Annotated in this window: 22 protein-coding genes; 20 read left to right on the forward strand and 2 right to left on the reverse strand. The window is 42.8% G+C overall.

Translation table 11 applies throughout. The features are described from left to right. The first annotated feature begins 66 nt into the window (after positions 1-66). Positions 67-993: a BadF/BadG/BcrA/BcrD ATPase family protein gene (locus EAH77_RS04315; protein WP_140470579.1), complete on the forward strand. Its 927-nt coding sequence runs from the start codon at positions 67-69 to the stop codon at positions 991-993. Then, the gene (locus EAH77_RS04320; RefSeq protein ID WP_140470580.1) at positions 990-2,117 is read left to right on the forward strand and encodes an ROK family transcriptional regulator; all 1,128 of its coding nucleotides are present in this window, start codon (positions 990-992) and stop codon (positions 2,115-2,117) included. Before EAH77_RS04315 ends, EAH77_RS04320 begins: the two co-directional genes overlap by 4 nt. Positions 2,118-2,169: 52 nt before the next feature. On the opposite strand, the gene EAH77_RS04325 is transcribed toward EAH77_RS04320, so the two are convergent. Next, a complete protein-coding gene (locus EAH77_RS04325) occupies positions 2,170-3,255 on the reverse strand; it encodes an ABC transporter ATP-binding protein (RefSeq protein WP_140470581.1) in 1,086 nt (361 codons plus the stop codon). Positions 3,256-3,265: 10 nt separating this feature from the next. Then, positions 3,266-3,868: a GNAT family N-acetyltransferase gene (locus EAH77_RS04330; protein WP_140470582.1), complete on the reverse strand. Its 603-nt coding sequence runs from the start codon at positions 3,866-3,868 to the stop codon at positions 3,266-3,268. A gap of 555 nt (positions 3,869-4,423) precedes the next feature. On the opposite strand from EAH77_RS04330, the gene EAH77_RS04335 reads away from it, so the two are divergent. From EAH77_RS04335 to EAH77_RS04420, 18 genes are all read left to right on the forward strand, one after another. Next, positions 4,424-5,770: an extracellular solute-binding protein gene (locus EAH77_RS04335; protein WP_140470583.1), complete on the forward strand. Its 1,347-nt coding sequence runs from the start codon at positions 4,424-4,426 to the stop codon at positions 5,768-5,770. A 101-nt stretch (positions 5,771-5,871) separates the two neighbouring features. Further along, positions 5,872-6,744, forward strand: coding sequence for a carbohydrate ABC transporter permease (locus EAH77_RS04340; RefSeq protein ID WP_140470584.1), 873 nt, complete (start codon positions 5,872-5,874; stop codon positions 6,742-6,744). Continuing rightward, the gene (locus tag EAH77_RS04345; RefSeq protein WP_140470585.1) at positions 6,744-7,559 is read left to right on the forward strand and encodes a carbohydrate ABC transporter permease; all 816 of its coding nucleotides are present in this window, start codon (positions 6,744-6,746) and stop codon (positions 7,557-7,559) included. The genes EAH77_RS04340 and EAH77_RS04345 overlap by 1 nt, the downstream gene beginning before the upstream one ends. 1,696 nt (positions 7,560-9,255) lie before the next feature. After that, positions 9,256-9,462 carry a LuxR C-terminal-related transcriptional regulator gene (locus EAH77_RS25465; protein ID WP_277752542.1) on the forward strand — a complete coding sequence of 69 codons (207 nt, stop codon included), beginning with the start codon at positions 9,256-9,258 and terminating at the stop codon, positions 9,460-9,462. A gap of 61 nt (positions 9,463-9,523) precedes the next feature. Beyond that, on the forward strand, positions 9,524-10,210 hold the full coding sequence (locus EAH77_RS04355) for an EAL domain-containing protein (protein WP_140470587.1): 687 nt from the start codon (positions 9,524-9,526) through the stop codon (positions 10,208-10,210). Positions 10,211-10,556: 346 nt separating this feature from the next. Further along, positions 10,557-11,987, forward strand: a complete 1,431-nt coding sequence (wbaP, locus tag EAH77_RS04360; protein WP_140470588.1) for an undecaprenyl-phosphate galactose phosphotransferase WbaP — start codon at positions 10,557-10,559, stop codon at positions 11,985-11,987. 270 nt (positions 11,988-12,257) lie between these two features. Continuing rightward, on the forward strand, positions 12,258-13,397 hold the full coding sequence (locus tag EAH77_RS04365) for a polysaccharide export protein (protein WP_140470589.1): 1,140 nt from the start codon (positions 12,258-12,260) through the stop codon (positions 13,395-13,397). Then, complete coding sequence (locus tag EAH77_RS04370; protein WP_170215666.1) at positions 13,397-13,831, forward strand: protein tyrosine phosphatase; 435 nt, start codon at positions 13,397-13,399, stop codon at positions 13,829-13,831. The genes EAH77_RS04365 and EAH77_RS04370 overlap by 1 nt, the downstream gene beginning before the upstream one ends. A 21-nt stretch (positions 13,832-13,852) precedes the next feature. Further along, positions 13,853-16,033 (forward strand): polysaccharide biosynthesis tyrosine autokinase, encoded by a 2,181-nt coding sequence (locus tag EAH77_RS04375; RefSeq protein WP_140470590.1) that lies wholly within the window; start codon positions 13,853-13,855, stop codon positions 16,031-16,033. 241 nt (positions 16,034-16,274) lie between these two features. After that, positions 16,275-17,180, forward strand: coding sequence for a glycosyltransferase family 2 protein (locus EAH77_RS04380; protein ID WP_140470591.1), 906 nt, complete (start codon positions 16,275-16,277; stop codon positions 17,178-17,180). 40 nt (positions 17,181-17,220) lie between these two features. Next, complete coding sequence (gene rfbB, locus EAH77_RS04385; RefSeq protein WP_140470592.1) at positions 17,221-18,282, forward strand: dTDP-glucose 4,6-dehydratase; 1,062 nt, start codon at positions 17,221-17,223, stop codon at positions 18,280-18,282. A gap of 16 nt (positions 18,283-18,298) precedes the next feature. Continuing rightward, positions 18,299-19,168 (forward strand): glucose-1-phosphate thymidylyltransferase RfbA, encoded by an 870-nt coding sequence (rfbA, locus tag EAH77_RS04390; protein WP_140470593.1) that lies wholly within the window; start codon positions 18,299-18,301, stop codon positions 19,166-19,168. A gap of 1 nt (position 19,169) precedes the next feature. Next, entirely contained in the window at positions 19,170-19,706 is a 537-nt protein-coding gene (rfbC, locus tag EAH77_RS04395; RefSeq protein WP_140470594.1) for a dTDP-4-dehydrorhamnose 3,5-epimerase, read from the forward strand. Further along, complete coding sequence (rfbD, locus tag EAH77_RS04400; protein WP_140470595.1) at positions 19,703-20,554, forward strand: dTDP-4-dehydrorhamnose reductase; 852 nt, start codon at positions 19,703-19,705, stop codon at positions 20,552-20,554. Before rfbC ends, rfbD begins: the two co-directional genes overlap by 4 nt. 149 nt (positions 20,555-20,703) lie before the next feature. After that, positions 20,704-21,558 (forward strand): glycosyltransferase family 2 protein, encoded by an 855-nt coding sequence (locus tag EAH77_RS04405; RefSeq protein WP_140470596.1) that lies wholly within the window; start codon positions 20,704-20,706, stop codon positions 21,556-21,558. 55 nt (positions 21,559-21,613) lie between these two features. Then, positions 21,614-22,570 carry a glycosyltransferase family 2 protein gene (locus EAH77_RS04410; RefSeq protein WP_140470597.1) on the forward strand — a complete coding sequence of 319 codons (957 nt, stop codon included), beginning with the start codon at positions 21,614-21,616 and terminating at the stop codon, positions 22,568-22,570. A 42-nt stretch (positions 22,571-22,612) separates the two neighbouring features. Further along, positions 22,613-23,782 carry an EpsG family protein gene (locus EAH77_RS04415; protein ID WP_140470598.1) on the forward strand — a complete coding sequence of 390 codons (1,170 nt, stop codon included), beginning with the start codon at positions 22,613-22,615 and terminating at the stop codon, positions 23,780-23,782. 88 nt (positions 23,783-23,870) lie between these two features. Further along, the gene (locus EAH77_RS04420) at positions 23,871-25,118 is read left to right on the forward strand and encodes a hypothetical protein (protein WP_140470599.1); all 1,248 of its coding nucleotides are present in this window, start codon (positions 23,871-23,873) and stop codon (positions 25,116-25,118) included. Positions 25,119-25,336 lie beyond the last annotated feature (218 nt).

A 25,336-nucleotide genomic window follows, 5' to 3' on the forward strand; every position in this document is an offset into this window, starting at 1 on the left:
CATCACAGGTCATCTGTTTCAATAGCTTGTAAGGCTTGTGCTGCGGCGTCAGGCAGGAGGGGAACTTTGCAACCAGAATATTTCGTTGGAATTGATGCCGGTGGAACACAATGTCGGGCACGACTTACCGACAATCAGGGTAACGTGTTGGCAAATAGCAGCACAGGCGCAGCCAACATATTCAGCGACTTTAGGGGCGCGATCGCCGCCGCGCTGTCCGCCGTTGAAAACTGCTTCAATATTGCTGAACTCTCCGCAGGTTCGCGTCAAAAAACCTCCGCCGCCTTTGGCTTTGCCGGTGCAAACGTCACCCGCATTCGTCGGCAGGCACTGGACTGGCCGATGCCCTTCCTGCAACGGCATATTGCCTCAGATGTAGAGATAGCCTGCCTCGGCGCACACGCAGGTGGGCCAGGCGCGGTGCTGATTGTCGGCACCGGCAGTCAGGGCACGGCCTACGACGGTCAGCGCTTTCATCCCGTAGGTGGATGGGGATTTGCCCTTTCCGACGGCGGCTCCGGCGCCCAACTAGGCCGCAGCGCACTCCGGCTCGCCCTGCGCTGCCACGAGGGCCTATCAGCGCCCTCGCCGCTGACAGACATTATCATGGCGCATTTCGACAACAGCCCTGAAACCATGCTCCAGTGGACTCTTTCGGCAACGCCCGCGCAGTGGGGAGCATTTTCACCGTGCGTTTTCGAGCACGCCGCGCGTCAGGACAGCAACGCCCTGCAGCTGGTTTGTCGCTTGGCCGCCGATATCGAGCAACATCTTTCCTTTCTGGTGAACTCCAGTCAGGCCAAGGTTTGCCTGATGGGCGGCATTGCCCAACCCGTGACGCCCTATCTGTCGCCCAAATTACAGCAGCAACTGGTTTCGCCACAGGGCGATGCCCTACAGGGCGCGCTGTTGTTGGCCGCACATAATCAAACGATTGTGGTAAATTCAACGCAACGCCACCCTTACAAAAAAGATGACCGCCTAAAACTATGACCGCTGCCAACAAAATCGCTCCCAACGTCTCGGCGCGCCTCCTGCGCCTGATTGTCGAAAACGCCCCCATCAGCCAGTCTGATTTGAAAGTGCGCAGCGGATTAAGCATGTCGACGGTTTCTCAGGCCACTAATCGACTGCTGGCAAAAGGCATCATCCACGAACTTGGACTACGTCGTGAGTCGATGGGACGCCCCAAAATTTTACTGGGTCTTGATCCGGATCAGGCAGCGGTGGTGGGCATTCAGCTCAACGCTGAACGCAATCTGATTGTGATGACAGACCTTAATGGCAAGCTGATTGGCGAGCAGCAAATTCCGAGCGGTGCCATGACACCTAAGCAGCTCAGCGATGCGTTGGCGAAATTCCTTAGAGGCGTCGATGCCGATAAGGTCAGCGCTATCGGGCTGGCCTTATCAGGCATTGTCGACCCCGACAGCGGGTCGTGCGTGCGCTCTAAAGTGCTGGACTGGACCAATGTGCCGATCGCCAATATCCTGGCCGAGCGTTTCAACATTCCTGTATATATAGAAAATGACGCCAATGCGATGGCACTGGCGACGCTGGTATTCGGCCAGTTGGGGAATGCGCAGTCGGCGATTATTGCCACTTACGGCAAGGGGATTGGCGCGGGGATCATTATCGAACGCCAGCTCTATCGCGGCAGGCACGGCACCGCCGGTGAGATTGGAAACGGCCTGATTGGTGACGGCACTTCAGCCAATCTGGAGGAAGTGGCATCTTCGAGCGCTATCCTCAAGGCCCTGGCGGCGCAAACTGATGCCCCCGGAATGACCAATCTGCTTGAGATGGACCAACACCCCTCCCCGGCCGCGCTTGAGATTCTGGCCAGGGCCGGGCAGTACATCGGCATCTCGCTTGCCAACCTCTCGATTGCACTCGATCCCGACGTAGTCTATCTGGCAATGGAGCCCTCTATGGCCTCGCGGATCCTGCTTGAAAACGTCACCATGAACTTTCAGGCAAACCGTCTGAAGCTCACGCCACAGCTCACGCCGCTGATGTTTCTTACCGACTCAAACCGAATGTGGGCGCTGGGTGCGGCGGGCTTTGCGGTGAATAAACTGATTGATATTTTGGCGGCGTCGGCAGACGAAGAGTAACTGAGCGAGGCCTCCTCCACCGAGTTAAGAGGAGGCAATAGATAGGAAAAACTTAGCGAATTCTCTCACCACTTTCCGCGAACAGCAGGCACTCTTTGGCATTAATGCCAAACGTGACGCGATCACCGTTGGCGCGCAGTTCCAACTGCCGCTGTTCAACAACCAACGTTTTCTCGTCCGCATAATCCAGATAGAGATAGTTGGTGTGGCCCAGCCGTTCGGCAAAAGTCAGCGTGGCGCTGAACTGGCAATCCGCAGTGGCCGAAGAAACAAAATGTTCAGGACGGACCCCCAGCCATACTTTCTCGCCCTCGCGCAGTGACTGCTGGAGCGGAACAATCAGGCTTTCAACACCCAGCGCCGCAATACGCAGTTGAACGCGTCCCTCTATGGCCGCCACTACCTCAGCCTCCATAAAGTTAATCCGTGGAGAACCGATAAAACCGGCTACAAACATGTTGTCAGGATTATGGTAAAGCTCGAGCGGTGAACCCACCTGTTCAATCACGCCCTGTCGCAGCACGACAATGCGGTCCGCCAGCGTCATCGCTTCAAGCTGGTCGTGAGTCACATAAATCATGGTGTTGCCCAATGACTCATGGAGTTTGGCAATTTCAATGCGCATTTGCAGGCGCAACTCGGCGTCAAGGTTTGACAGCGGCTCATCAAAGAGGAAAATTCGTGGCTCGCGGATAATCGCCCGGCCAATGGCGACGCGCTGGCGCTGGCCGCCAGAGAGCGCGCGCGGCATGCGGTCTAGCAGTTCGTTTAAATGCAGCTTCTGTGCTGTCAACTCGACCAGCCGTTTGATCTCAGCTTTCGGGCGTTTAGCCACCTCCAGCGGATAGCTCAGGTTACCGCGAACTGTCATATTGGGGTACAGCGCGTAAGACTGAAACACCATGGCGATCCCGCGTTCGGTTGCGGGCTGTTGGGTCATATCTACGCCATCTACCCACAGACTTCCCTGCGTGATCTCTTCCAGTCCGGCAATCATGCGCAGCAGCGTTGACTTGCCGCAGCCCGATGGGCCGACAAACACCACAAATTCGCCGTCATTAATCTCAAGATCGATGCCGTGGATCACCTTGACGTTTTCATAGGACTTCTTGATCGCCTTGAGCTGTAGATTAGCCATAAGTCCTCTTTTATAAGATTAAACCCATGTAGATGGCATTGCTGCGCATCAGAAATTTGAATCCCAGTTTGGAATAGAACCCGCAAACTTGCTCGTTTTGCAGGCTAACACCAAGATGTACGCCGCTGACGCCCGCTGCACGCAGCGCATCGAGTTCGGTTTCTACCATCATTTGGCCATATCCGCCTTTCTGCGCTGCGGGCAAGATATTAATGTGCAGATGTGCGGGATAGGTGTCGGTCAGCTCAGTTGAGGCGTGGGAAGGTTGGCGAATAGCGTCTAGCACTTTGTCATCAAGCGGCGCGACAGGCTGACGGTCGGCAAATTTTTTGCGCAGAGCTGGCCACCACTGCGTTTCGAGACGCTGATTAAACGCCACCGTATCGCGGGTGCCGACCACATAGCCAACAACCTGGTCGTTCTGACACAGCACAAAAGCTAAATCAGGTTCCAATACTGCATATGGCACAGAGAAACGCAGCCCCGGATAGGTGGGATCGCTGTACAGCGCCGTGCCATCCTGACCGGCGTCGGACGTTTTCAAACAGATCGCGGACAGGGCGTCGAGGTCACCCGTTGCAACCTGGCGAAGAATAACAGACGGTGTTGACATAAAAAGTCCCCAGGGTTGTACAAAAAACCTGCCTTTAAACTAAAGAATGCCTACTTAGTTTGCAATATATAATAATCCCCATTTCTTGTGATCGACCAACCTATGACGGCGATCACAGGCTCACCCAAAAGAAAAACTGACTATCAGCGAATTCCCTGTGAACACTCTATCCTTAATTGCAGCGCTAATATGTTGGGAATATTAAGTAGATGAGTGCGCACAGCCATAATTTTATCCTATGGTTGACAATGTGTTAGGCGTCACCCCGTCGTTCAGTACATTTACATAAAGTTCACGCGGATATTTAAAATAATCGCCTTGCCGTAAGCGCATTGAACAGTGTTTAACCGCAATGTTTGGCATTATCTGCAGTGGATAATCGGGTTTTCAATCGATTTGAAGTCACAAGAAAAGCCGTTTGACTTTATTTTATTATTAAAGTAAGTATTGATGGTCGGGTGTTTTTGAGCCAAAACATAATGCAAAGTGCCGGATGTGCTTTTGCCGCCAGAGAAAGGGATGCCTGTTCGTGTTGGATTAGAGGAACGCACCACCATGTCTAAAGCCTTGCATGCACCACATCTTCGTCACACCGAGGGCAATCGTGCGCCACGCGCCCTGCTTTCACTGCTGGCACTCTCCCTCGGCCTGGGTGTTCTACCGGTTCAGGCCGAGACTATCGCTGCGTGGGATATCTATAATTATCCTTCGCAGACTGACGTCATCGATCAGGCCATCAAAGATTTCGAGGCCCAGAATCCGGGCGAGAAAATCAACCGCAGCGTGCACTCCTTCGACGACACGCGCATTCCGCTGAAACTGGCGCTTTCCTCGGGCGAAGGCCCGCAAGTGGCGCAGGTTAACCAGGGCGGCGGCGACATGGGCGCACTGGTCAAAGAGAAGCTGCTTTTCCCCATGGATGCCTACGCCAAACAGTACGGCTGGGAAACGCGTTTCCCGAGTTCCATTCTTAAACGCAACCGCTGGTCAGATAAACAAGACTTTGGCAGCGGTCATCTTTACGGCGTAGCCAGCCTCGGTGAAATGGTGGGTCTGTACTATAACAAAGCCGTGCTGGATAAAGCCGGGATACCGGTACCTAAAACTATGCCGGAATTTGAGGCCGCGCTGGCCAAGCTCAAACAACAGGGCACAGTACCCATTATGCTCGGCCTGCTAGATGGTTCTGTGGGTGCGCAGTTGCTTTCAACCCTGTGGGAAGAGCAAATTGAAAGCAGCGATCGCAAAACGCTGGACGATCTGATTTATGACGTTGGCGGTTCATTTAAAGACAGCAAGCTGGTAAAAGCCGCCCAAACTATGAAGGACTGGAATACCCAAGGTTATTTCTTCCCAGGCTATCAGGGGATGGGCCGCGATGATGCCGCTTCACTGTTTCAGAATGGCCAGGCCGCCTTTTTCATCAGCGGCACCTGGTACATGGGGCAGTTTAAGCCTAATAAAGACATTCATTTCTCGGCAATGCCCGCCGTGCCAGGTGTAAAAGCACCGCTGATGGTTGGCGGGACCGATTTGCCGTTCTCTATGACTGTCACCGCCAAAACCAAGGCGCAACAGGACACCGCGGCGAAATACATTAACTACATTGTTTCCGACAAGGTTTCTGAGGCCTGGCTTAAAGCCGGTTTCCTGCCCGCGTCGGCAGATAAAAATGCCAAACTTCCGGCTGACAACCCACTGCTGGCCGACGTGTATCAAGTCTGGACCACCGTCAATGCCAATGACGGACTGGGCCACTATGTCGACTGGGCAACGCCGACCATGGGTGACGTATTGAACGCCAACGTGCAACAGCTATTGGCTGACCGGATAACGCCTCAGCAGTTAACCGAAAAGCTTGACGAGAATTACCAGCAGTATCTTAAAACCCTTAAACATTAAGGCTAACGACGGCGCAAAGCGTGACAACAGGCTTACTTACTGGCCCGTTGTCACCTCAGTAAAGCAGAAGGTCATGATGAGGGTAACCATGAGGCATATCCATGCTCAATAAATCAATGCTGCAAAATATGCTTTTTGTTTTGCCGTCGCTGCTGATCTACGGCGTATTTCTGCTGGCACCGCTGCTGTTTTCAATCTGGGCGAGTTTTACCGCCTGGGATGGCACCTCGTGGCCAGTTTTCATCGGCGTGCAGAACTTTGTTCGTATGTTTTCCGACGCGACGTTCTGGACTTCCATTGCTAACAACGCTCTGCTGCTGCTGTTTTACACGCTTTGCCCGATAGTGATTGGCCTCGCGCTGTGCAGTTTCCTCAACGACACCCGCCATCACGTTGAGCGCAGCCTGCTGCGTATTCTGTTTTTTCTGCCCTACATCATGCCAATGGCGGTGCTGGGCGTGGTGTGGCGCTGGCTGTACAACCCGGCATTTGGCCCGATCGATCAACTGCTGCGCGCCATTGGTCAGCCACAGCTGGCCGTGGCCTGGCTGGGCGATTTTAACTGGGCGCTGCCTGCCGTGGGCTTCGTCGCAACCTGGTATTTCTTTGGCTTTTGTCTGGTGCTGTTTATGGCCGGTTTGCAACGGATGGATCCCTCACTGCTTGAGGCGGCGGAGCTTGACGGCTCAAGCCGTCGGCAGAAATTTATGCGCATTACTCTGCCGGCCCTCAAACCAGAAATCCGCGTCGCGCTGCTGTTGACAGTGATTGCCGGCATCAAGTCCTTCGACCTGGTTTACGTCATGACCCACGGCGGGCCAGGCACCTCGACCCTGGTAACTAATATTTATATGTATCAGCAAGGCTTTGACTTACGTCATTTTGGCTATGCCTCTGCCGTAGCGATTATCGGTATGGTGATGGTGTTTATCCTTAATGGATTAATCCATCTGGCACTCAGGGAGCGTCGTTAATGCGTAGCACTTCTCTTTTCTCGCGCAGCGTGATTTGGCTGATCGCGATAATGACTATTCTGCCGTTTTTGCTGGCCCTGATGACCTCCTTCAAGACCCCGTCAGAGCTGTTTCAGGGTGCCTTTACCCTGCCAGGCAGTTTGCAACTCGGTAACTATCTTTCCGCCTGGCGCGAAGGTCACTTTAATGTTTACTTTCTGAACTCAGTGATTGTGGTCATTCCGGTGATCGTCATCAGCATTTTTGCCGGGATCTTGTCGGGGTTTGGTTTTGCTTTTCTGCGCCTGCCGAGTAAAAAATTCCTGGCATTTTTGCTGGGGCTGGGCATGGTTTTGCCTTCGGAAGCCTTTATTATTCCGCTTTACCATGAGCTGCACTGGATGGGCATGACTAACACTTACCTGGCGTTGATTGTCCCGCAGGTCGCGCTTTCGATCCCTTTCAGCACGCTAATGGTTGCCACTGCGTTCCAGCAGGTGCCGAAAGAGCTGGTCGAAGCGGCTGTGATGGACGGCTCGAGCCGCAGCAAGATTTTGTGGGGTATATTGGTGCCCGCTATCTGGCCGACGCTGTCAACGCTGTCGCTGCTACTGTTTATCTGGACCTGGAACGAGTTTTTGATCCCGCTGATCCTGGTCAATAAAGACGAACTGCGCACACTGCCGATCGGCATGATGTTTTTCCAGAATAAAAATACCTTAAATATTCCAGAGTTAATGGCCGGAGCCATGATCGCTATCCTGCCAATCGTGGCGGTATTTTTAGCATTTCAACGGAAATTTATCAGCGGCGTGACGGAAGGCGCGGTGAAATAGTGCCAGTCTAATGTCTATCAGACGCGGTCCCAGAGACTGCGTCTGATAGCGGTTGTCAGTCGTGTGAACACAGTGACCTTGATGCAGTGATTTGTAAGGCTAAAGCCCCCCTTGTTATGACCTCAGACAGGTTTTGTTAAATGAATCGTATTTAGATAAAAGCCCCATCAATATCTTGCTCAGACTATTTGTACATTCTCTGGCATGCCTGCACGCTTCATGTTGTTTCAATCATGAAACATCACAAAAATACCCTGGCTTGAACAATCGGAATATGCGCTCCAATAGGGATTAGGTAACAACGCCTTGAATCTCTGCCTTGCAACAATTCGTCAAGACAGTTGCTTGCAGGTGAAGCGACCCGGCTACAGTGCGGGCAAGGGGTGCCCATAGACTCCTCTTATGCTCAAAATATAGGTCAGATTTGTCTACAGGCTCGGGGGCACCCCACTCCGCCATGTTCTGCAACATCAACTATTTCAGCAAAAGGCTACCATTGAAGCCCATAAGAGGGTGCTCAGATCCTCATTTCGCTCAAAATTTCAATTTAGTCAAAAATGCTTTAAGGACAATAACTTAATCCCTAAACAGGTCGTTTTTAATTAAAAATGATCTTGGGGGTTTATGGATGAAAAACTCCCGTGCAATTTAATTACGGCCTTGAAATAAAAGCATAATTATGACAATCAGGAATTATCTTAGAAAATCATTGGTAAATGTAATGACTTAATTGAAATTCACGGATGAATTAAAAATGCCAATAATTTTAATTTTGTAAACAAATTTTCTGAAAAGCACCTATTGAAACCGTTTCCTTGTAAATTTTCTGAAAAATTAAAGCTAAATTCTTTACAAAAACAACCAAAAAAAACAGCCTAAGGCAAATATACGACATAAATAACTGCCTGAGAAAACGTTTGGAATGAGAAACATTCAAGATAAGAAAACGCCTAGATTTGGCTGGCCATTATAGAGAAAGCGATACACTCCTCACACTTTTACTAATAATTAAGAATATTAGTAGGATTTCGCCTAGTAGCAAGTGTGATTATAACGATAAGAAAGTGTAAATCGATCGGCAAAACCTATTGTTTGATGTGATAGTGAGTGAGATAAACGATTGGAAGAGTTTCCAGTGCGGATTATTCTAGATACAGAAACTGAAGAGGATTAAATATGAAATGAGCATTATTAAAGTTTTATTTTTATATCGTTCTGAAAGAGCTCTACTCTTCCCGCTCTCTTCGAGAAGTTTCTGAGCGTTTTAAACCCATGCTATTAGGTAGGCGGAAAAATGCCTCGGTTAATAATCTGGAGTGAATGCCAGTTTACTAAACTTGCGTTAAAGGAAATAGTATCTAAGAAACTACCCTACTTTACTGAAGTCATTTTCCATGACTCTGATGATAAGGTGAAATTGTATACAAGAGATTATCTGATTATTGACCCATCTGGCGACGGTTTTCACAAGTGCTACGGGTTATTAAATGAGAACATCAGCATATTAGATTCAGAGAGAGTACTTCTATTTTCTTCTGAGGTAGATATGTATATGTTAGAGCTTCTTCTTAAGAAAGAATTCAAGTTCCTTAAAAAGAAAAGGGAATTTTCTGAGATAGTCAATGCAATACAACAATTCATACAACTTCAAAATATAATGAATAGCGAGGTTTTTCTTAGTTACAAAATCACAAGAATGGAAGAGAAAATTTTAGTTATGATGATGTTGGGTCTTTCAGTAAAGAGCATTTCCAACATATTAAAACTAAGTGTGAAGACCATCAGTGTACATAAATGTAATTCCCTAAGAAAGATAGGCGTAGACGCCAGAAGAAGTTCAGCCTTGTTCTTTTTGCATAAACATGCTGTGGGAAACAGAGTTATTTTACAAAAATCAATATAGCAGGCACGTATTGCTGGTTTTTGAATGCGTATGTTTAAATTTTTTATCCATGGGGTAAGGGATGCGATCGGTTAAAAGAAGTAATTCCGGGTATACCTTTGAACCCATAGTCACAGTATCAGGTGGAATGTTAGGCTTTGAATTGGTCAAGAAAATAGAAAAACACGAACACCATTTTGATACTGAAGGGCATAATAATTTTTTATCTGTAGAAGATGGCATAAAGGCATTCTTTGACCAGGTCACTATCGCCTGTGTTAATGAAGATGTATTTATTAATAATGCTTTTCTGTTATCCATTACTATCGACTATGAGATTGCACTTCATATCATTAGTAACACAGCGCTGCGAAAGATATTACAACAGCATAGTTACATAAGACTCACGTTGAATGAGCATTTCAATGAGTTTGAAATTGGGGAGGAACGCGCGGTGCTTCATGCCCTGACAACGTACTGCACCTTATGGCTAGACCGATTTGGGGAAGGGAGCACCAGTCTTTCTCTTGTCATGAATGAAAAGTTTGAATATATAAAAATAAGTAAGAGTTTTTTTTGGCAACACCAAGGAACCTTATCATTCCGCAAAATCATTGAACACTTAAAACCCTACTGTAATGGCATTATCATTTGTGGCGTCGAGCACTATAGCCACATCGAGTATTTAAAGGGTAGCGATATTCAGGCTATGCAAGGAATATTATGGTCATCTTACAACCAGGAAAAACTAACTCAATATTTTTTCTGACTTATTAAATGACAGAATAAATACTTCCATGCCTTCATGAAAATAAAAAAATAATCTCCAGAGTATTATGGAGAGGTCTTTTTATTGCTCTGACTATTAGATTATTATTTTGGCAAATTGGTAGCCGTAAACCAGGGGCGGTAGCGTAGCTAAAATAGCTGAAGCCATAAGGAAAGTGATTGCAGTCAGTTCTCCTATTATGGTGCGAAGCATATAGGTAATGAATTTGTTAATTATTAAAAAAAACATGCTGACACCGTTTTTCACAGCATCTTATTAACCTTAATAAAAATCACCTTCTTTAGCTTTACGAAGGTTGGTTATTATTGTTAATTGTGAAGGGCATATGAAATTTCTTACCAGAAACATTTTCGCCAGTCTATTACTCGCTTTATCTGACTTTCTGAGCTTCACAATCTCGCTGTATCTGGCAAAAGGGATACTCAGTAATGTAATGACTAATTTTGAACAACGTATTCCCTATGCTCAAACGTCAGGCTGGATCGCATTGCATGGGCTATTAGCCTTCTGTTGCATCGCTTGGTTCCATCTGCGACTGAGGCACTATTACTACCGTAAAACTTTTTGGTTTGAGCTAAAGGAAATACTTCGCACATTGCTGATCTTTGCACTAATCGAAATAGCTGTCATTGCCTTCGCAAAATGGTATTTCTCACGCTATCTCTGGGTGCTTACGTGGATATTGGTTTTGATTTTGGTGCCTCTGGCCAGAATGCTGACTAAGCAAGCGCTTCATACGTTTGGGCTTTGGCAACGTGACGCCATCATCATTGGCAGCGGCAACAATGCAAGAGGGGCTTACAGCGCAATCAAAGGCGACAGAAACCTGGGGTTACGAGTCACTCAATTTATTTCAAGTGAAGAGGATGACCAACCTGGTGATACGATTGAAGGTATTCATATTATGCCTTCTGACGAAAACTGGGTAAGGACTCGTGTACATAAAAAGACCCAATTTATTGTTGCCGTAGAGTCACATCAGAGCGAGATCCGCAATGCCTGGCTGCGGGTGTTTATGATAAACGGCTACAGTTCAGTTTCCGTCATCCCGACCTTACGCGGTATGCCGCTGGATAGCACCGATATGTCTTTCATTTTCAGCAAGGAAGTGATGATTTTTCGCGTACATCAAAATCTGACGAAATGGACTTCTCGTGTCACAAAACGACTGTTTGATATTGCGGCTTCTCTGGCAATTATCATCCTCTTGTCGCCTCTGCTGATCTACATTACTCGCAAAGTGCGCAAGGATGGCGGCAACGCCATTTATGGTCATGAGCGCGTTGGTCAGACAGGTAAGCCCTTCAAGTGCCTTAAATTCCGCTCAATGGTGGTGAATTCTAAAGAAGTTTTAGAGACGTTATTAGCAAACGATGCAGAAGCACGGGCGGAATGGGACGATACGTTCAAGCTTAAAAATGATCCACGTATCACCCCTATTGGCTATTTGCTACGCAAAACCAGTCTGGATGAATTACCACAATTATTTAACGTACTTAAAGGTGAAATGAGCCTGGTAGGACCTCGGCCAATTATAGCGGCGGAACTTGAGCGTTATTATGATGAGGTTGAGTATTACCTACTGAGCAAACCTGGAATGACTGGGCTGTGGCAAGTGAGTGGCCGCAGTGAAGTTGATTATTCCACGCGAGTATATCTCGATGCCTGGTATGTCAAAAATTGGTCTATGTGGAATGACATTGCGATTTTATTCAAGACCGTAAGCGTAGTACTTAAAAAGGAGGGGGCATATTAAATACATCTAAATAATAAAATCACTAAATATAAGCTCTTAGCAAGAGCGTTCAAAAAATACTCTTCATAATTATAATATCGACTATTTTTATATTTACCATATCGTTAGCATTTGTCTGACATTAATCATCAGAGGCAACAGGGTTTCGGATGAAAATAGTTAATCATTTTATATCCCCACGCAGAAATGATAGATCGCGACTGCCGGAAAGGAATGCGGAGTGACTCTGGAAGGCAGATATTAAACTCGAGCAGCAGATGATGTGAGACAATGAAAAATAGCTTTTTAAAAATTTCCATAATGATATTAGCATCAAGCGTATTAAGCGGTTGCACCGTAATACCAGGGCAAGGTTTAAATACGAAGGATAAGAATATCGTTGAACAACCCGATAGCAATTATAACATTGACAAATTAGTGAATGTTTATCCTTTAACACCCAGACTGGTAGATGGACTGCGTCCGGATTCAGTAATGGCGCGCCCTAACCCACAATTAGACCAACTGCTTAAAAGTTATGAATATCACATTGGTGTGGGGGATGTTTTGATGGTCACTGTCTGGGACCATCCTGAGCTGACCACGCCCGCCGGGCAATATCGAAGCGCCAGCGACACGGGTAACTGGGTTAATGCAGACGGCACTATTTTCTATCCCTATATTGGGAAATTAAAGGTTACAGGAAAGACTGTTAGCCAGATCCGTGAAGATATCAGTAGCCGCCTGGCAAAGTATATTGAGAGCCCGCAGGTTGATGTCAGTATCGCGGCTTTCCGATCTCAGAAAATCTATACCACTGGCGAAGTCTTGAAGTCCGGCCAGCAGCCCATTACAAACATTCCTCTGACTGTGATTGATGCAATCAATGCGGCGGGCGGATTGGCGCCGGATGCAGACTGGCGCAATGTTGTGCTTAACCATAATGGGAAAGACACACCGATATCGCTTCATGCGCTGATGCAAAAAGGTGACCTGACTCAGAATCGGTTGCTTTATCCAGGCGATATTTTGTTTGTGCCACGTAATGACGATCTGAAAGTGTTCGTTATGGGCGAAGTCGGCAAACAAAGCACATTAAAAATGGATCGTAGCGGGATGACGCTTGCAGAAGCCTTGGGTAACTCAGAGGGAATATCGCAGGAGATGGCAGATGCTTCCGGAATATTCGTTATCCGCCCGCTAAAAGGCAGCAACCAGGGAAAGATCGCCAACATCTATCAGTTAAACGCGAAAGATGCCGCTTCGATGGTAATGAGTACAGAATTTCAGCTTCAACCCTACGATATCGTGTACGTCACTACTGCGCCAATTGCACGCTGGAATCGCGTTATTTCTCAGATTGTCCCAACCATTACGGGAGTGCATGACATGATTGAAGCCGGTCGTTTCGTGCGACAGTGGACTCCATAATGTTTGATTCTATTTTGATAGTCTGCACGGGCAATATTTGTCGTTCCCCCATCGCGGAAAGATTATTAAGACAGATATTAGTCGGTAAGAAAATTGACTCTGCGGGGGTGGCGGCCTTAGTGGATAACCCTGCGGATCCTTCCGCCATCGCGGTGGCTTTAAAACATAATATGCAGATTGATAACCATCATGCTATCCAGTTTACATCAGCATTAGGTCGACAGTATGACCTCATTCTGGTGATGGAAAAATATCACCAGGAGCAAATTAGCCGTACCTCTCCGGAAGCGCGCGGCAAAACCATGCTACTGGGGCATTGGTTAGGAGGGCGAGAAATTCCCGATCCTTACCGAAAAAGCCAAGAGGCTTTTGAATCTGTTTACCGGTTAATTGATCAGGCCTGTCAGTCCTGGTCACAGAAGCTGAACGGATAAATCCATCAGGGAAACCAGCCCATGTCACCAGTAATATCTAAAACACCAGCTACACCAGATTCAGATGAATTAGACCTAGGCCGTTTGATTGGTGAGCTTATTGACCACCGAAAACTCATTATCAGTATTACGGTTTTATTCACCGCATTAGCCATCATATATGCACTGTTTGCGACGCCGATTTACCAGGCTGATGTCTTAATTCAGGTAGAGCAGAAACAAGGCAATGCTATTTTAAATAGTCTGAGTCAGGTTCTTCCTGATGCTCAACCCCAGTCTGCACCGGAGATTGCACTATTACAGTCGCGTATGATTTTGGGAAAAACAGTGGATGACCTGAATCTTCAGGCCGTGGTAAAGCAGAAATATTTCCCATTATTTGGTAGAGGATGGGCAAGGCTTACGGGAGAAGTCCCCGGCAATATCTCTGTTAACCATTTATATTTACCTCGTGGCGCTAGCGATATTCCCAAGATAACCCTGAAAGTTATTGATAAAAATCATTATCTCATCGAGGGGGATGATTATGAGATTAACGGTACTGTCGGAGAGTTACTTAATGAAAAAGGGATCTCTTTATTGGTGAATAATATTCAGGCGCCGGCAGGGACTCGCTATACAATCTACTATTTAAGTAAATTAAGAGCCATCAACGATTTGCGGGATATATTCAATGTAGCTGATCAGGGTAAAGATACCGGGATTCTAAATCTGTCATTAAATGGTGATAATCCGGAACATATTTCGTCGGCATTGGACAGTATTAGCAAAAATTATCTGGACCAAAACATTGCTCGTCAGGCTGCCCAAGATGCCAAAAGTCTGGATTTTCTTGACCAACAACTGCCGCAGGTGCGTACCGATCTCAACAAGTCAGAAGATGAGCTGAATGCCTACCGTCGTCAGAAAGACTCGGTAGACCTGTCGCTTGAGGCTAAATCAGTTCTTGATCAGATCGTGAATGTTGAAAGCCAGCTTAACGAATTGACATTCCGTGAGGCAGAAATCTCACAGCTCTACACCAAAGACCATCCGACGTATAAAGCACTGTTAGAAAAACGCCAAACCTTACTGAAAGAAAGAGACCGGCTCGACAAAAGTGTTTCTGCGATGCCCGCGACACAGCAAGAAGTTGCCAGACTAAGCAGAGATGCTGAGTCTAATCGCGCCATTTATATGCAGTTGCTCAATCGTCAGCAGGAGTTAAACATTGCCAAATCAAGTGCGATTGGTAATGTGCGGATCATAGACACGGCCGTCACTGAACCTAAAGCAGTTAAACCCAAAAAAGTGCTGATTGTATTAATTGGCCTCATTCTTGGCGCGATTTTTTCTGTCGGTCTGGTGCTGGCGCGGGTATTTTTACACAGAGGGATTAATTCTCCAGAGCAACTGGAAGAACAAGGAATAAATGTCTACGCAAGCATTCCATTATCAGAATGGCTAATAAAAAAAGACAAGTCAGGGAAAATAAGATCAACTAAGATAAAAAGAAAAGAACATGAACAAAATTTTCTTGCGGTCGATAATCCTGCTGATCTGGCCATTGAGGCTATAAGAAGCCTGCGGACAAGCCTGCATTTTGCGATGATGGAAGCCAAGAATAATGTACTTATGATTTCTGGCCCAAGCCAGAATGCCGGTAAAACGTTTATTAGCAGTAATTTGGCCGCTGTTATTTCACAAGCAAATAAAAAAGTTCTTTTTATCGATGCGGATATGCGGAAAGGACATGCACATAAATTATTTAAAACGAACTTAGATAATGGATTGTCAAGCATTTTATCTGGTAAGACAGCGCATGAATCTGCCATAAAAAATATACCCTCGATTGGGGTAGATTTTATTTCTCGTGGTGAAATACCCCTTAACCCGGCTGAGTTACTTATGCATGAACGTTTCGGCATGCTAATAAACTGGGCATCACAGAATTATGACCTCGTTATTGTAGATACACCGCCTATCCTGGCGGTAACGGATGCGGCAATCATTGGGCGTTATGTGGGAACCACCTTACTTGTGACACGTTTCGAGATGAACACCGTCAAAGAAGTTGCGGTAAGCATCAAACGTTTCGAGCAAAGCGGAGTTCCGATAAAAGGTTGCATTCTTAATAGTGTTGTCAAAAAGGCAAGCAGCTATTATGGCTATGGCTACACAAATTATGTATACGCATATTCAGATGATAAAAATAAGCATTAACTTAAATGATTAATCTTATATTTTTTCATCCTGAGCATTTAGCATAGTAATTTTATCTTATCCATTTTTATCAAAAAATGTGTTCGGGAGCATTTTCACTCACGCTTCGATGAGCTAAATGAAAAGTTGCCATAGTCTTCATTGAAAATGTGCACCCTACTGGTTGGAGGCATCATTCTTTATTTATTAGTCGCATGGTAAATTAAATTAAGCATACTTAAATAATCATCACGGAGTTAATGTGCGATATTTTATAGCCATCCCAACCTATAATGGCGGTGACGTATGGGAAGAATGCGCCAAAAAAATAATGGCTTACTCTCCAGAGGGTACACTCATTTATATTATCGATTCAGGTAGTACAGATAAAACGGTTGATATAGCCAATAAATATCACTTTGAAAATACATCAATAAAAAATCAGGATTTCAATCACGGAGGAACAAGGAACCTAGCTATTGAAAATAACAAAGGGAAATATGACTATGTTATATTTTTAACGCAAGATGCGATTCCAAAAATGGGGTTTATTCAAAATATACTTTCTGCATTTGATGACCCTAACGTTGTCTGCGCATATGGCCGGCAACTACCGCATAAGAATGCCAGTAAAATTTCACAGCATGCACGATATTTTAACTATCCGGCTAAGGGATATGTAGCTGAACTATCGGATAAAAATAGCAAAGGAATAAAAACAGTATTTATGTCCAACTCATTTTCTGCCTATAGGATTGAGGTATTTGAGGCTTTAGGTGGTTTTACATCAGACACAATCCTTTGTGAAGATATGTTTTATACAGCAAAGGCTCTATTAGCCGGATATAAAGTTGCTTATGTGCCCAGTGCCATTGTAAGACATTCCCATAACTACAGCCCAATAGAAGAGTTTAAACGTTATTTTGATATTGGTGTTTTCCATTCTAATGAGCCATGGATTAAGAAAGAGTTTGGTGGTGCCGAGGGCGAAGGGAAAAAATTTGTCCTATCGGAGTTAAAGTATCTCATTGCAAATGGCTTTCATCTCATTCCTGCAGCCTTTGTTAATACCGTATGTAAGTTACTTGGTTATAAACTTGGTGGTAAATATAAAAAAATACCTATTACAGTTATAAAAAAATTAAGCATGCACAAAAGATATTGGTGAAGGACTTGCACTCAATAGATTAAATACATAAGGGGTGGTAATGAGAATAATAGTTACAGGTGGGGCTGGATTTATAGGTTCAGCCGTGGTCAGAAAAATAATTGAAAACTCTAATGATGACGTCTTAGTGATTGATTGCCTGACCTATGCTGGTAATATCGAGTCGCTTGATAGTATATCTGATAACCCTCGTTTTATGATTGAAAAAGTCAATATCTGCGACCGTGAATCTATAGACCGTATTTTTTCTGAATTTGCACCCGATGCTATTATGCATCTTGCGGCAGAGAGCCACGTCGACCGTTCTATCGATTCACCCGGAAGTTTTATTGAAACCAATGTCATCGGCACTTATACCTTACTTGAGGCAGCCCGGAAATATTGGGGTAAATTGCAGGGCATGCAGAAAGATAAATTCCGTTTTCATCATATTTCAACAGACGAAGTCTATGGCGACTTGCATGGCACTGATGATTTCTTTACTGAAACAACACCATATTCGCCCAGCAGCCCATATTCATCATCAAAAGCAGCAAGTGACCATCTTGTAAGAGCATGGCTAAGAACTTATGGACTGCCAACAATCGTCACTAATTGCTCTAACAATTATGGGCCATACCATTTCCCAGAAAAACTTATTCCATTAATCATTCTCAATGCTTTGGCAGGAAAATCGCTCCCTGTTTATGGTGATGGTAACCAGATTAGAGACTGGTTGTATGTTGAAGATCATGCCCGTGCTTTATATAAAGTCGTCACCGAAGGTAAGGTTGGCGAAACTTATAATATCGGTGGGCACAATGAAAGGAAAAACATTGAGGTTGTTCAAACTATCTGTGAATTACTAGATGAGTTAGCGCCTCAAAAACCCGAGAATATCAGTCACTATAAAGATTTAATTACGTTTGTCACTGACAGACCAGGACATGATATGAGATACGCAATCGATTCTTCTAAAATAGAAAGAGAACTGGGCTGGAAACCACAGGAAACATTTGAAAGCGGGATCCGTAAAACAGTTAAATGGTATCTGGAAAATAAAAAATGGTGGCAACGCGTGAATGATGGCTCTTACGCAGGCGAGCGCCTTGGTTTAGATTAAAATAGGTCACATAAATATGAAAGGTATTATTTTAGCAGGTGGTTCTGGTTCGAGATTATATCCCATCACTCGCGGCATATCAAAACAATTAATGCCAATTTATGATAAACCAATGATTTATTATCCTATATCCGTGCTTATGCTTGCAGGCATTAAAGATATATTGATCATTTCAACGCCCGAAGACTTACCATCATTTCAGCGTTTACTTGGCGATGGTAGCCAGTTTGGCATCAATTTTAGTTATAAAATTCAACCCAGTCCAGACGGTTTGGCACAAGCTTTTCTCATTGGTGAAGAGTTCATTAACGGCGAGCGTTGTGCACTTGCACTCGGTGATAACATTTATTTCGGTCAAAGCTTTAGCCAGCAACTAGAAACTGTCACCAATCGAAAAGTTGGAGCAACCGTGTTTGGATATCAGGTTATGGATCCTGAACGGTTTGGCGTTGTTGAATTTGATAAAAATTTCCGCGCAATTTCTATCGAAGAGAAACCTATAAAACCAAAATCTAACTGGGCGGTGACCGGGCTCTATTTCTATGACAGCAATGTTGTTGATATGGTGAGGGAAATAAAACCTTCCAGTCGTGGTGAGCTTGAAATAACGACATTAAATGAAATGTATATGAATCAGGGTTTGCTCAACGTTGAATTATTAGGCCGCGGGTTTGCCTGGCTAGATACAGGCACTCACGAAAGTTTACTTGAAGCATCGCTATTTATTCACACCATAGAAAAAAGACAAGGTTTTAAAGTTGCCTGCTTAGAAGAAATTGCTTTTGGCAAAAAATGGATCAGTAGAGAACAGGTTCTAGAGCAAGCCAAGCCATTGTTGAAAACTGGCTATGGCCAATATCTGAAGCAGCTCCTTGAGGAAAAATAAAATGAACGTTATTAATACTAAAATTGCTGGGGTTAAGATTATCCAGACGAAAGTATTTGGTGACGAACGCGGCTTCTTTCTTGAGACTTACGAAAAAAACCGCTATCAGAAAATGTTAAATACTGATCTGGAATTTGTTCAGGATAACCACTCTCGCTCGTCAAAAGGTGTACTGCGCGGTTTACATTTTCAAACAGAGAACCCTCAGGGTAAATTAGTTCGAGTTGTTCGTGGTGAGGTATTTGATGTTGCGGTTGATATCCGTCCTGACTCGCCCACTTATGGTGAATGGGAAAGCGTGATCCTCTCTGAAGAGAACAAGGTCCAATTCTGGATCCCGCCAGGTCTGGCTCATGGTTTCGTCGTATTGACGGATTTTGCAGATTTTGAATATAAATGTACCGAATTTTATAATCCAAAATTTGAAAAATGTATTCTATGGAACGACCCGGATATTGATATCAATTGGCCTGTCGAAGCACCTTTGTTATCAGAAAAAGATAAGTCAGGAGTGAGATTAAAGGAGCTGAAGCAATGAAAATTTTGCTTACTGGCTCAAATGGCCAGCTAGGACTTTGCTTTCAGGATCGTATTCCAGAAGGTTGGACTCTCCAAGCCACGGATTCTGAGGAATTAGATATCACAGACAGAAACAAAGTATTTTCGTCTGTTAGTGATTATAGACCTGACGTTATTGTCAATGCAGCAGCATACACTGCAGTGGATAAAGCCGAAACTAATGCCGGAATTGCGGCTTTAGTTAACGCTGTTGGCCCTGAAAATCTGGCCATTGCAGCTAAAGAAATCGGTGCAATGTTTTTCCATATATCGACTGACTATGTTTTTGACGGGACAAGTAAGACTCCTTATCTGGAAACGGATAAAACGAATCCGTTGGGAGTTTATGGCAAGACTAAGCTTGATGGCGAGATAGCGGTTTTGGATGTTCTCCCGGAGGCGATTGTCATCAGGACTGCCTGGGTATTTAGCGAGTATGGAAATAATTTTGTCAAAACGATGCTTCGTCTTAGTACTAATGCCGAAGAGTTGCGGGTAATTGACGATCAGAGAGGATGTCCAACTTATGCCGGCGATATTGCACAAGCTATCATCGATATGATCCGGATTAAGCCTGAAGGTGGAATATATAATTTCTGCGGTGATGTTGAGGTTTCATGGTGTCAATTCGCAAAAACCATTTTTGACAAAGCTTTGGAACATGGAAAAATACATGTGTTACCTCGGATTAAGCCCATTGATACCACTGACTATCCGACAGCAGCAGTGAGGCCGATGTACTCATCCCTGGATGGAAGAAAGATAGAGAATATAGGCATCAGTTTATCTAAGTGGCAATATTCGCTATCAGAGGTATTGAAAAAATAAAGCTATTTTGATTAATTATTTATAGGTTAATCCTAATAGTTACAAATATTGCTGGTGTGAAAATCTATTTTCATGTTTCCAGGGAAAAGTTCATCATATTCATATTCACTTTAAAATTACCACCAGTGATATTTGTAGAGAGACTTCATATGATTGAGCAATCGTCCAAGGTTAGCGTGTATATTTCTACACATAATCGTTTAGACAGACTAAAACGCGCTTTGAACTCTGTAGTAAATCAAGATTATAATAACATAGAGATTTTGGTTTGTGATGATGCATCATCTGATGGTACCTATGATTATATGACTGAACGAGCTACCAAAGACCCCAGAATTATTTACCTCAGAAATGAAAATAATAAAGGGGCATGTGCAACAAGAAATTTGGGAATATTCTATGCAACGGGTAAATTTATTACAGGCCTTGATGATGATGATGAATTCACTTCAGATAGGATATCCAATTTCTTGAACTCTTGGGATGATCGCTATTCATTCATTTGTTGCAATTTCATAAATAGATATCCGAACATAAATGATAAAGCATACTATGCAACTCATAATAAAGCTTTGATATTTGATCATAAAAAAATATTGTTTGAAAATGAAGCATCAAATCAAATATTCACGTTAACTTCAAGATTAAAAGATATCGGAGGTTTTGATGTTTCAGTTAGAAGATTGCAGGATTGGGATACCTGGTTAAGACTATCATTCACCTTTGGGAATTTTGTTAGACTGCCGCACGTTACTTATATAATGAACCATGATCATTTACCCACGGAGAACAGAGTATCCAGGGAATATAAAATAACTGATGCACTTCTGGAATTAGTTCATCGCAACCATTTTATATATTCTAAAAAAGAAAAAGAGTATATGTTTTTTTTAGTTTCTACAATGCAAAAAAACGCCGACTTCAAAAGTAGCATTTACTGGTCAATTAAAAATATGAACGTGAAGTTTTTCATAAAATACCTTCTGCAATACACTCACCAGTAAATCCCGCTAACTTCATTTGATTTTAATGTTTCTAATAACTTTAAGGCGTAGTAGTATGAAAAAAGTAAATGTCATTCTTGCTGCATATAATGGCGAACAATTCATAAGAGAGCAAATAGACTCTATAATTGAAAATTTCAGTAAGTTAGAATCTAATGCCTATGAATTTAAGATCATTATTTCTGATGATTCATCTTGTGACAGAACATCTGAAATAATCAATCAATATAGCATTGCAGATCAAAGAGTGATTTTATTAGACAGTGAAAAAAAAGGGGGTGTTAGAGAGAACTTTAAACACCTAATAATGAATACTGATGCCGATTATGTTTTTTTTAGCGATCAGGATGACTTTTGGCTACCTAATAAAATTGAACTGTTTTTAACGAGATTTAGTGAAATTGAAAAGAATTTTAATGGCCCGATTATGGTTCATTCAGATCTGAGCGTCGTTAATGAAGAACTTTTTCCTATCAATAACTCTATGTTCGAATACCAAAACATTAATAAAAAACCTACTTTCCCTGAGTTATTAGTTAGTAACTCTGTCACTGGCTGTGTCATGGCATGTAATAAACATCTAATAGATATTGCAAAAAAAAGCTCTATTGATGAATCAATTATGCATGACTGGTATTTAGCATTGATTGCTTCTGCATTTGGAATTATTGATTTTATTGATTGCCCGTTGATTCTTTATCGTCAACATAGTGCTAATCAGGTTGGTGCAAAATCATTTTCCATCAAAGCACTGCTTGGTAGTGAAGGGATTCCAAAGAAAATTTTTGACCTAAGGTTGTCTGTGCTGAAAACAAGAAAGCAGGCTGAAATATTCCACAGGGATTTTTCAGAAACAATGATTAACGTAAATAAAGAATACCTTGAGACTTATATAGAGTCTTTCGATCTGTCATTTTCATATAGGTTAAAAGCTTTTCTTTTCAAGAAAATAAAGAAAAAAGGGTTTTTACGTAATTTATTTTTTTTCGCTTTTTATGTCGTAAAGATATGAGCATATAAAAGTCATTCCTTATTGGTCATTGAGGGGCGAAAGATGCCTTTATTTTTTGAAAGCACACTTCTACTTTTTTACTTTGTGATCTCCTTGGGGCTATTATTTCTTTCATTCATAAGCATTTTAATAAAAAATAAACAATTGGATTTCCTCTCTTTTCTATTAATATGCATCATGATGACGTGTTTTTATGGATTGAGACCCTCAGGAACAGTAGATACAAAAATGTACCTCGATATTTTTAAACAACTAGCGGGTTTTGCTAATTTTCCATATGGAGTAGGTTTTTATATTTTAATGAAATCCATTAAATATATAGATAATACAAACACCGGTTATGTGTTTTATAGTTCATTATTTATTGTTTTGTTTTTTGCTTTGGCCGTATTCCTCTTGTGTAAAAATATGTATTACAAATCATTATGCATGATTTCATTATTTTTTAGCTGGAGTATGCTTGATCTATCGGCAAACACATATCGTCAAGGTGTTGCAGTACCATTCTTTCTCTTATCGGTTTATTTTTATAAAGAAAGAAAATTCTTTTGGTTCGCCAGTTGCATAATTATCTCTCTTTCTATGCACTGGGGAGCGACATTGATTTTACTTCTTTTCTTAATTGCTATGTTTTTCTCCAGGAAAATAAAGGTATTAAAATTAATTTCCATCAGTGCTCTGGCATTATTAACGGTTTCATTTTTTATTAACTTTAATTTTTCCGAGCTTGCCGCGTCGTCGCCATTGATTAACCAACTTCAAACGGTATTTGTCGGTATAGACCTTCTATCGAAGATCAACTCATATTTAGGTGGCGCAGTAGATGGTGCGAATTTTTATGAGATGACAAGCCTTCAGAGAATATATTTCACCGGTGAAATATATATTGCGCTAATAGTCTGCGTGATATTTTTTATAACAAAAAAAGTTAACGATCCAATTATGTTGTCAAATAGTTTTATGACAGCATATTCTTTTTTTATTTTGGTTTCTTTGTATGGCATTGTTTTAATTTCAATGACTTGGTTTATCAGAAATTTTTATTGGGTTGTCCCAACGATACCAATTCTGTATATGTACATACTTAAATACATTGAAGACAATAAGAAAAAAAACCACTTACCTATTCTTTCTTTTTATTGTATCTTTTTAATTGCATTTAGTTGTGATACATTCTGGAGAGCTCCAATTATTACAGTATCTTATTTATAAGCTTGTATAATCAGTCTGTTTCTCTTGGTTTATTATATAAATATTGAAAAACCATCATGTTATAATTAATCCACAATGAATGCTACTAATGGAGAAGAAAGTGCGCACATATAACTTATTGATACTTTTTATTTTCCCTGGATGTGTTTTCGGTGCCGACGTTAATACATTAGGTAAAATAAATGTCACCAGTAACCAGTCAACGGTTAAAGCTGTATCTAATGGTGTATATGCTTCAGGTGATACATTTGGTATGCGTTCAAATGCTGTTATTGCGGCTTTCAGTGCAAACCCTGATTCAAAGTTCAACTACCCTATTGTCGGTTTTAGTTATTTAATGCAAATGGGGAAATATTTAGATAGAGACTCAGTTGGTTTATATGCTGACAATACCTCTTCACCTTATAAAAGGTGGGAGATTGTACACAATGTGACATATACACCAACATCATTTTCTGCTAAAGCATATGACCTTATAAACATAAAACCTGGTATGTTAATTGATACAGTGAATACGCCTAAGTGGTCATCTTATGTTGTTGCTGTGCAAGATAGGAAAGTAATTACAGCCGGATGGGTAAACACGAAAACGGGACACCTTGGAACTCCTGATAATGGAATTGATTTGGTGATCAATCCTATCACAAAGATTTGGGCTACAAACTTCAATATTTTTTTGCAAAAGAATGGGAGAGTAAGTAAATCCGTAATACAAGAGAATGCCCTTGTCAATAACAATATTACAGACCCTCAATATGTAAACGGCATTGACACGGTTATTCTTCCTCAGTCAAAATTCGGTGGTACTGCTTCGTTTTTATCTCGCTCAGCGAATAGTGGTGAAAAGCAGCAATGGAAATATGGATTTCTTTCATTAGGCGCAATTAATAGTTTTGTTAGTTCTGATACAGGTGACAGATCACCAGAAATTAGTTTTCATGACACCTCCACGTCGGCTAATGGAATGGTATTTGAAGGGAGAAACAAAGCCAATTCTATTCTATGGAAAAAAGAAGGCAAAGTAACCGCCGCAATAACCCCGGATGGACTAATTTCTCGATATGGTATGTTAACCTCACTAATTAAAAATGATACTGCCCTATCGACAGATTTCTCAAGATATATATTTAATAATGATAAGGTCATTGATATTACACTCCCCCCTGAAAAAGACATTACTTCTGGATATACGATTAAGCTCGTCAAAACTACAAATTACGATATAATAATAAAATCTTCCGATGAAACGAAAATAAACAAAAACGACTCATTAAAAGTCAATGGTGTTTGGACAAAAGATATCTTCTTTTTCAACGGAGAGTGGTATTTTTATTGAAAATATAAATATAACTAACCTTTATTGAAATTTTCAAAAACATCATAACTCCCCATTGCAAATCATTAAATGACTTCATTTGATATCCAGAAAGAAATAAAGTTTTAGCTGACATATAACATTAATAAAAGCGACTTTATCGCTAATAAATGAAGACCAGGATGCGTAGTTGTCGTTTATTTATTATTATTTATGCAGAGAACATATGTTCATGGCAT

The sequence above is a fragment of the Ewingella americana genome, assembly GCF_006438725.1.
GTDB lineage: Bacteria > Pseudomonadota > Gammaproteobacteria > Enterobacterales > Enterobacteriaceae > Ewingella > Ewingella americana_A.

Bases quoted from the DNA above. Each gene is read 5' to 3' on its own strand.
- EAH77_RS04320 (WP_140470580.1), top strand. From the start codon at position 990: ATGACCGCTGCCAACAAAATCGCTCCCAACGTCTCGGCGCGCCTCCTG.
- EAH77_RS04325 (WP_140470581.1), bottom strand. From the start codon at position 3,255: ATGGCTAATCTACAGCTCAAGGCGATCAAGAAGTCCTATGAAAACGTC.
- EAH77_RS04330 (WP_140470582.1), bottom strand. From the start codon at position 3,868: ATGTCAACACCGTCTGTTATTCTTCGCCAGGTTGCAACGGGTGACCTC.
- EAH77_RS04335 (WP_140470583.1), top strand. From the start codon at position 4,424: ATGTCTAAAGCCTTGCATGCACCACATCTTCGTCACACCGAGGGCAAT.
- EAH77_RS04340 (WP_140470584.1), top strand. From the start codon at position 5,872: ATGCTCAATAAATCAATGCTGCAAAATATGCTTTTTGTTTTGCCGTCG.
- EAH77_RS04345 (WP_140470585.1), top strand. From the start codon at position 6,744: ATGCGTAGCACTTCTCTTTTCTCGCGCAGCGTGATTTGGCTGATCGCG.
- EAH77_RS25465 (WP_277752542.1), top strand. From the start codon at position 9,256: ATGGAAGAGAAAATTTTAGTTATGATGATGTTGGGTCTTTCAGTAAAG.
- EAH77_RS04355 (WP_140470587.1), top strand. From the start codon at position 9,524: ATGCGATCGGTTAAAAGAAGTAATTCCGGGTATACCTTTGAACCCATA.
- wbaP (WP_140470588.1), top strand. From the start codon at position 10,557: ATGAAATTTCTTACCAGAAACATTTTCGCCAGTCTATTACTCGCTTTA.
- EAH77_RS04365 (WP_140470589.1), top strand. From the start codon at position 12,258: ATGAAAAATAGCTTTTTAAAAATTTCCATAATGATATTAGCATCAAGC.
- EAH77_RS04370 (WP_170215666.1), top strand. From the start codon at position 13,397: ATGTTTGATTCTATTTTGATAGTCTGCACGGGCAATATTTGTCGTTCC.
- EAH77_RS04375 (WP_140470590.1), top strand. From the start codon at position 13,853: ATGTCACCAGTAATATCTAAAACACCAGCTACACCAGATTCAGATGAA.
- rfbB (WP_140470592.1), top strand. From the start codon at position 17,221: ATGAGAATAATAGTTACAGGTGGGGCTGGATTTATAGGTTCAGCCGTG.
- rfbA (WP_140470593.1), top strand. From the start codon at position 18,299: ATGAAAGGTATTATTTTAGCAGGTGGTTCTGGTTCGAGATTATATCCC.
- rfbC (WP_140470594.1), top strand. From the start codon at position 19,170: ATGAACGTTATTAATACTAAAATTGCTGGGGTTAAGATTATCCAGACG.
- rfbD (WP_140470595.1), top strand. From the start codon at position 19,703: ATGAAAATTTTGCTTACTGGCTCAAATGGCCAGCTAGGACTTTGCTTT.
- EAH77_RS04405 (WP_140470596.1), top strand. From the start codon at position 20,704: ATGATTGAGCAATCGTCCAAGGTTAGCGTGTATATTTCTACACATAAT.
- EAH77_RS04410 (WP_140470597.1), top strand. From the start codon at position 21,614: ATGAAAAAAGTAAATGTCATTCTTGCTGCATATAATGGCGAACAATTC.
- EAH77_RS04415 (WP_140470598.1), top strand. From the start codon at position 22,613: ATGCCTTTATTTTTTGAAAGCACACTTCTACTTTTTTACTTTGTGATC.
- EAH77_RS04420 (WP_140470599.1), top strand. From the start codon at position 23,871: ATGGAGAAGAAAGTGCGCACATATAACTTATTGATACTTTTTATTTTC.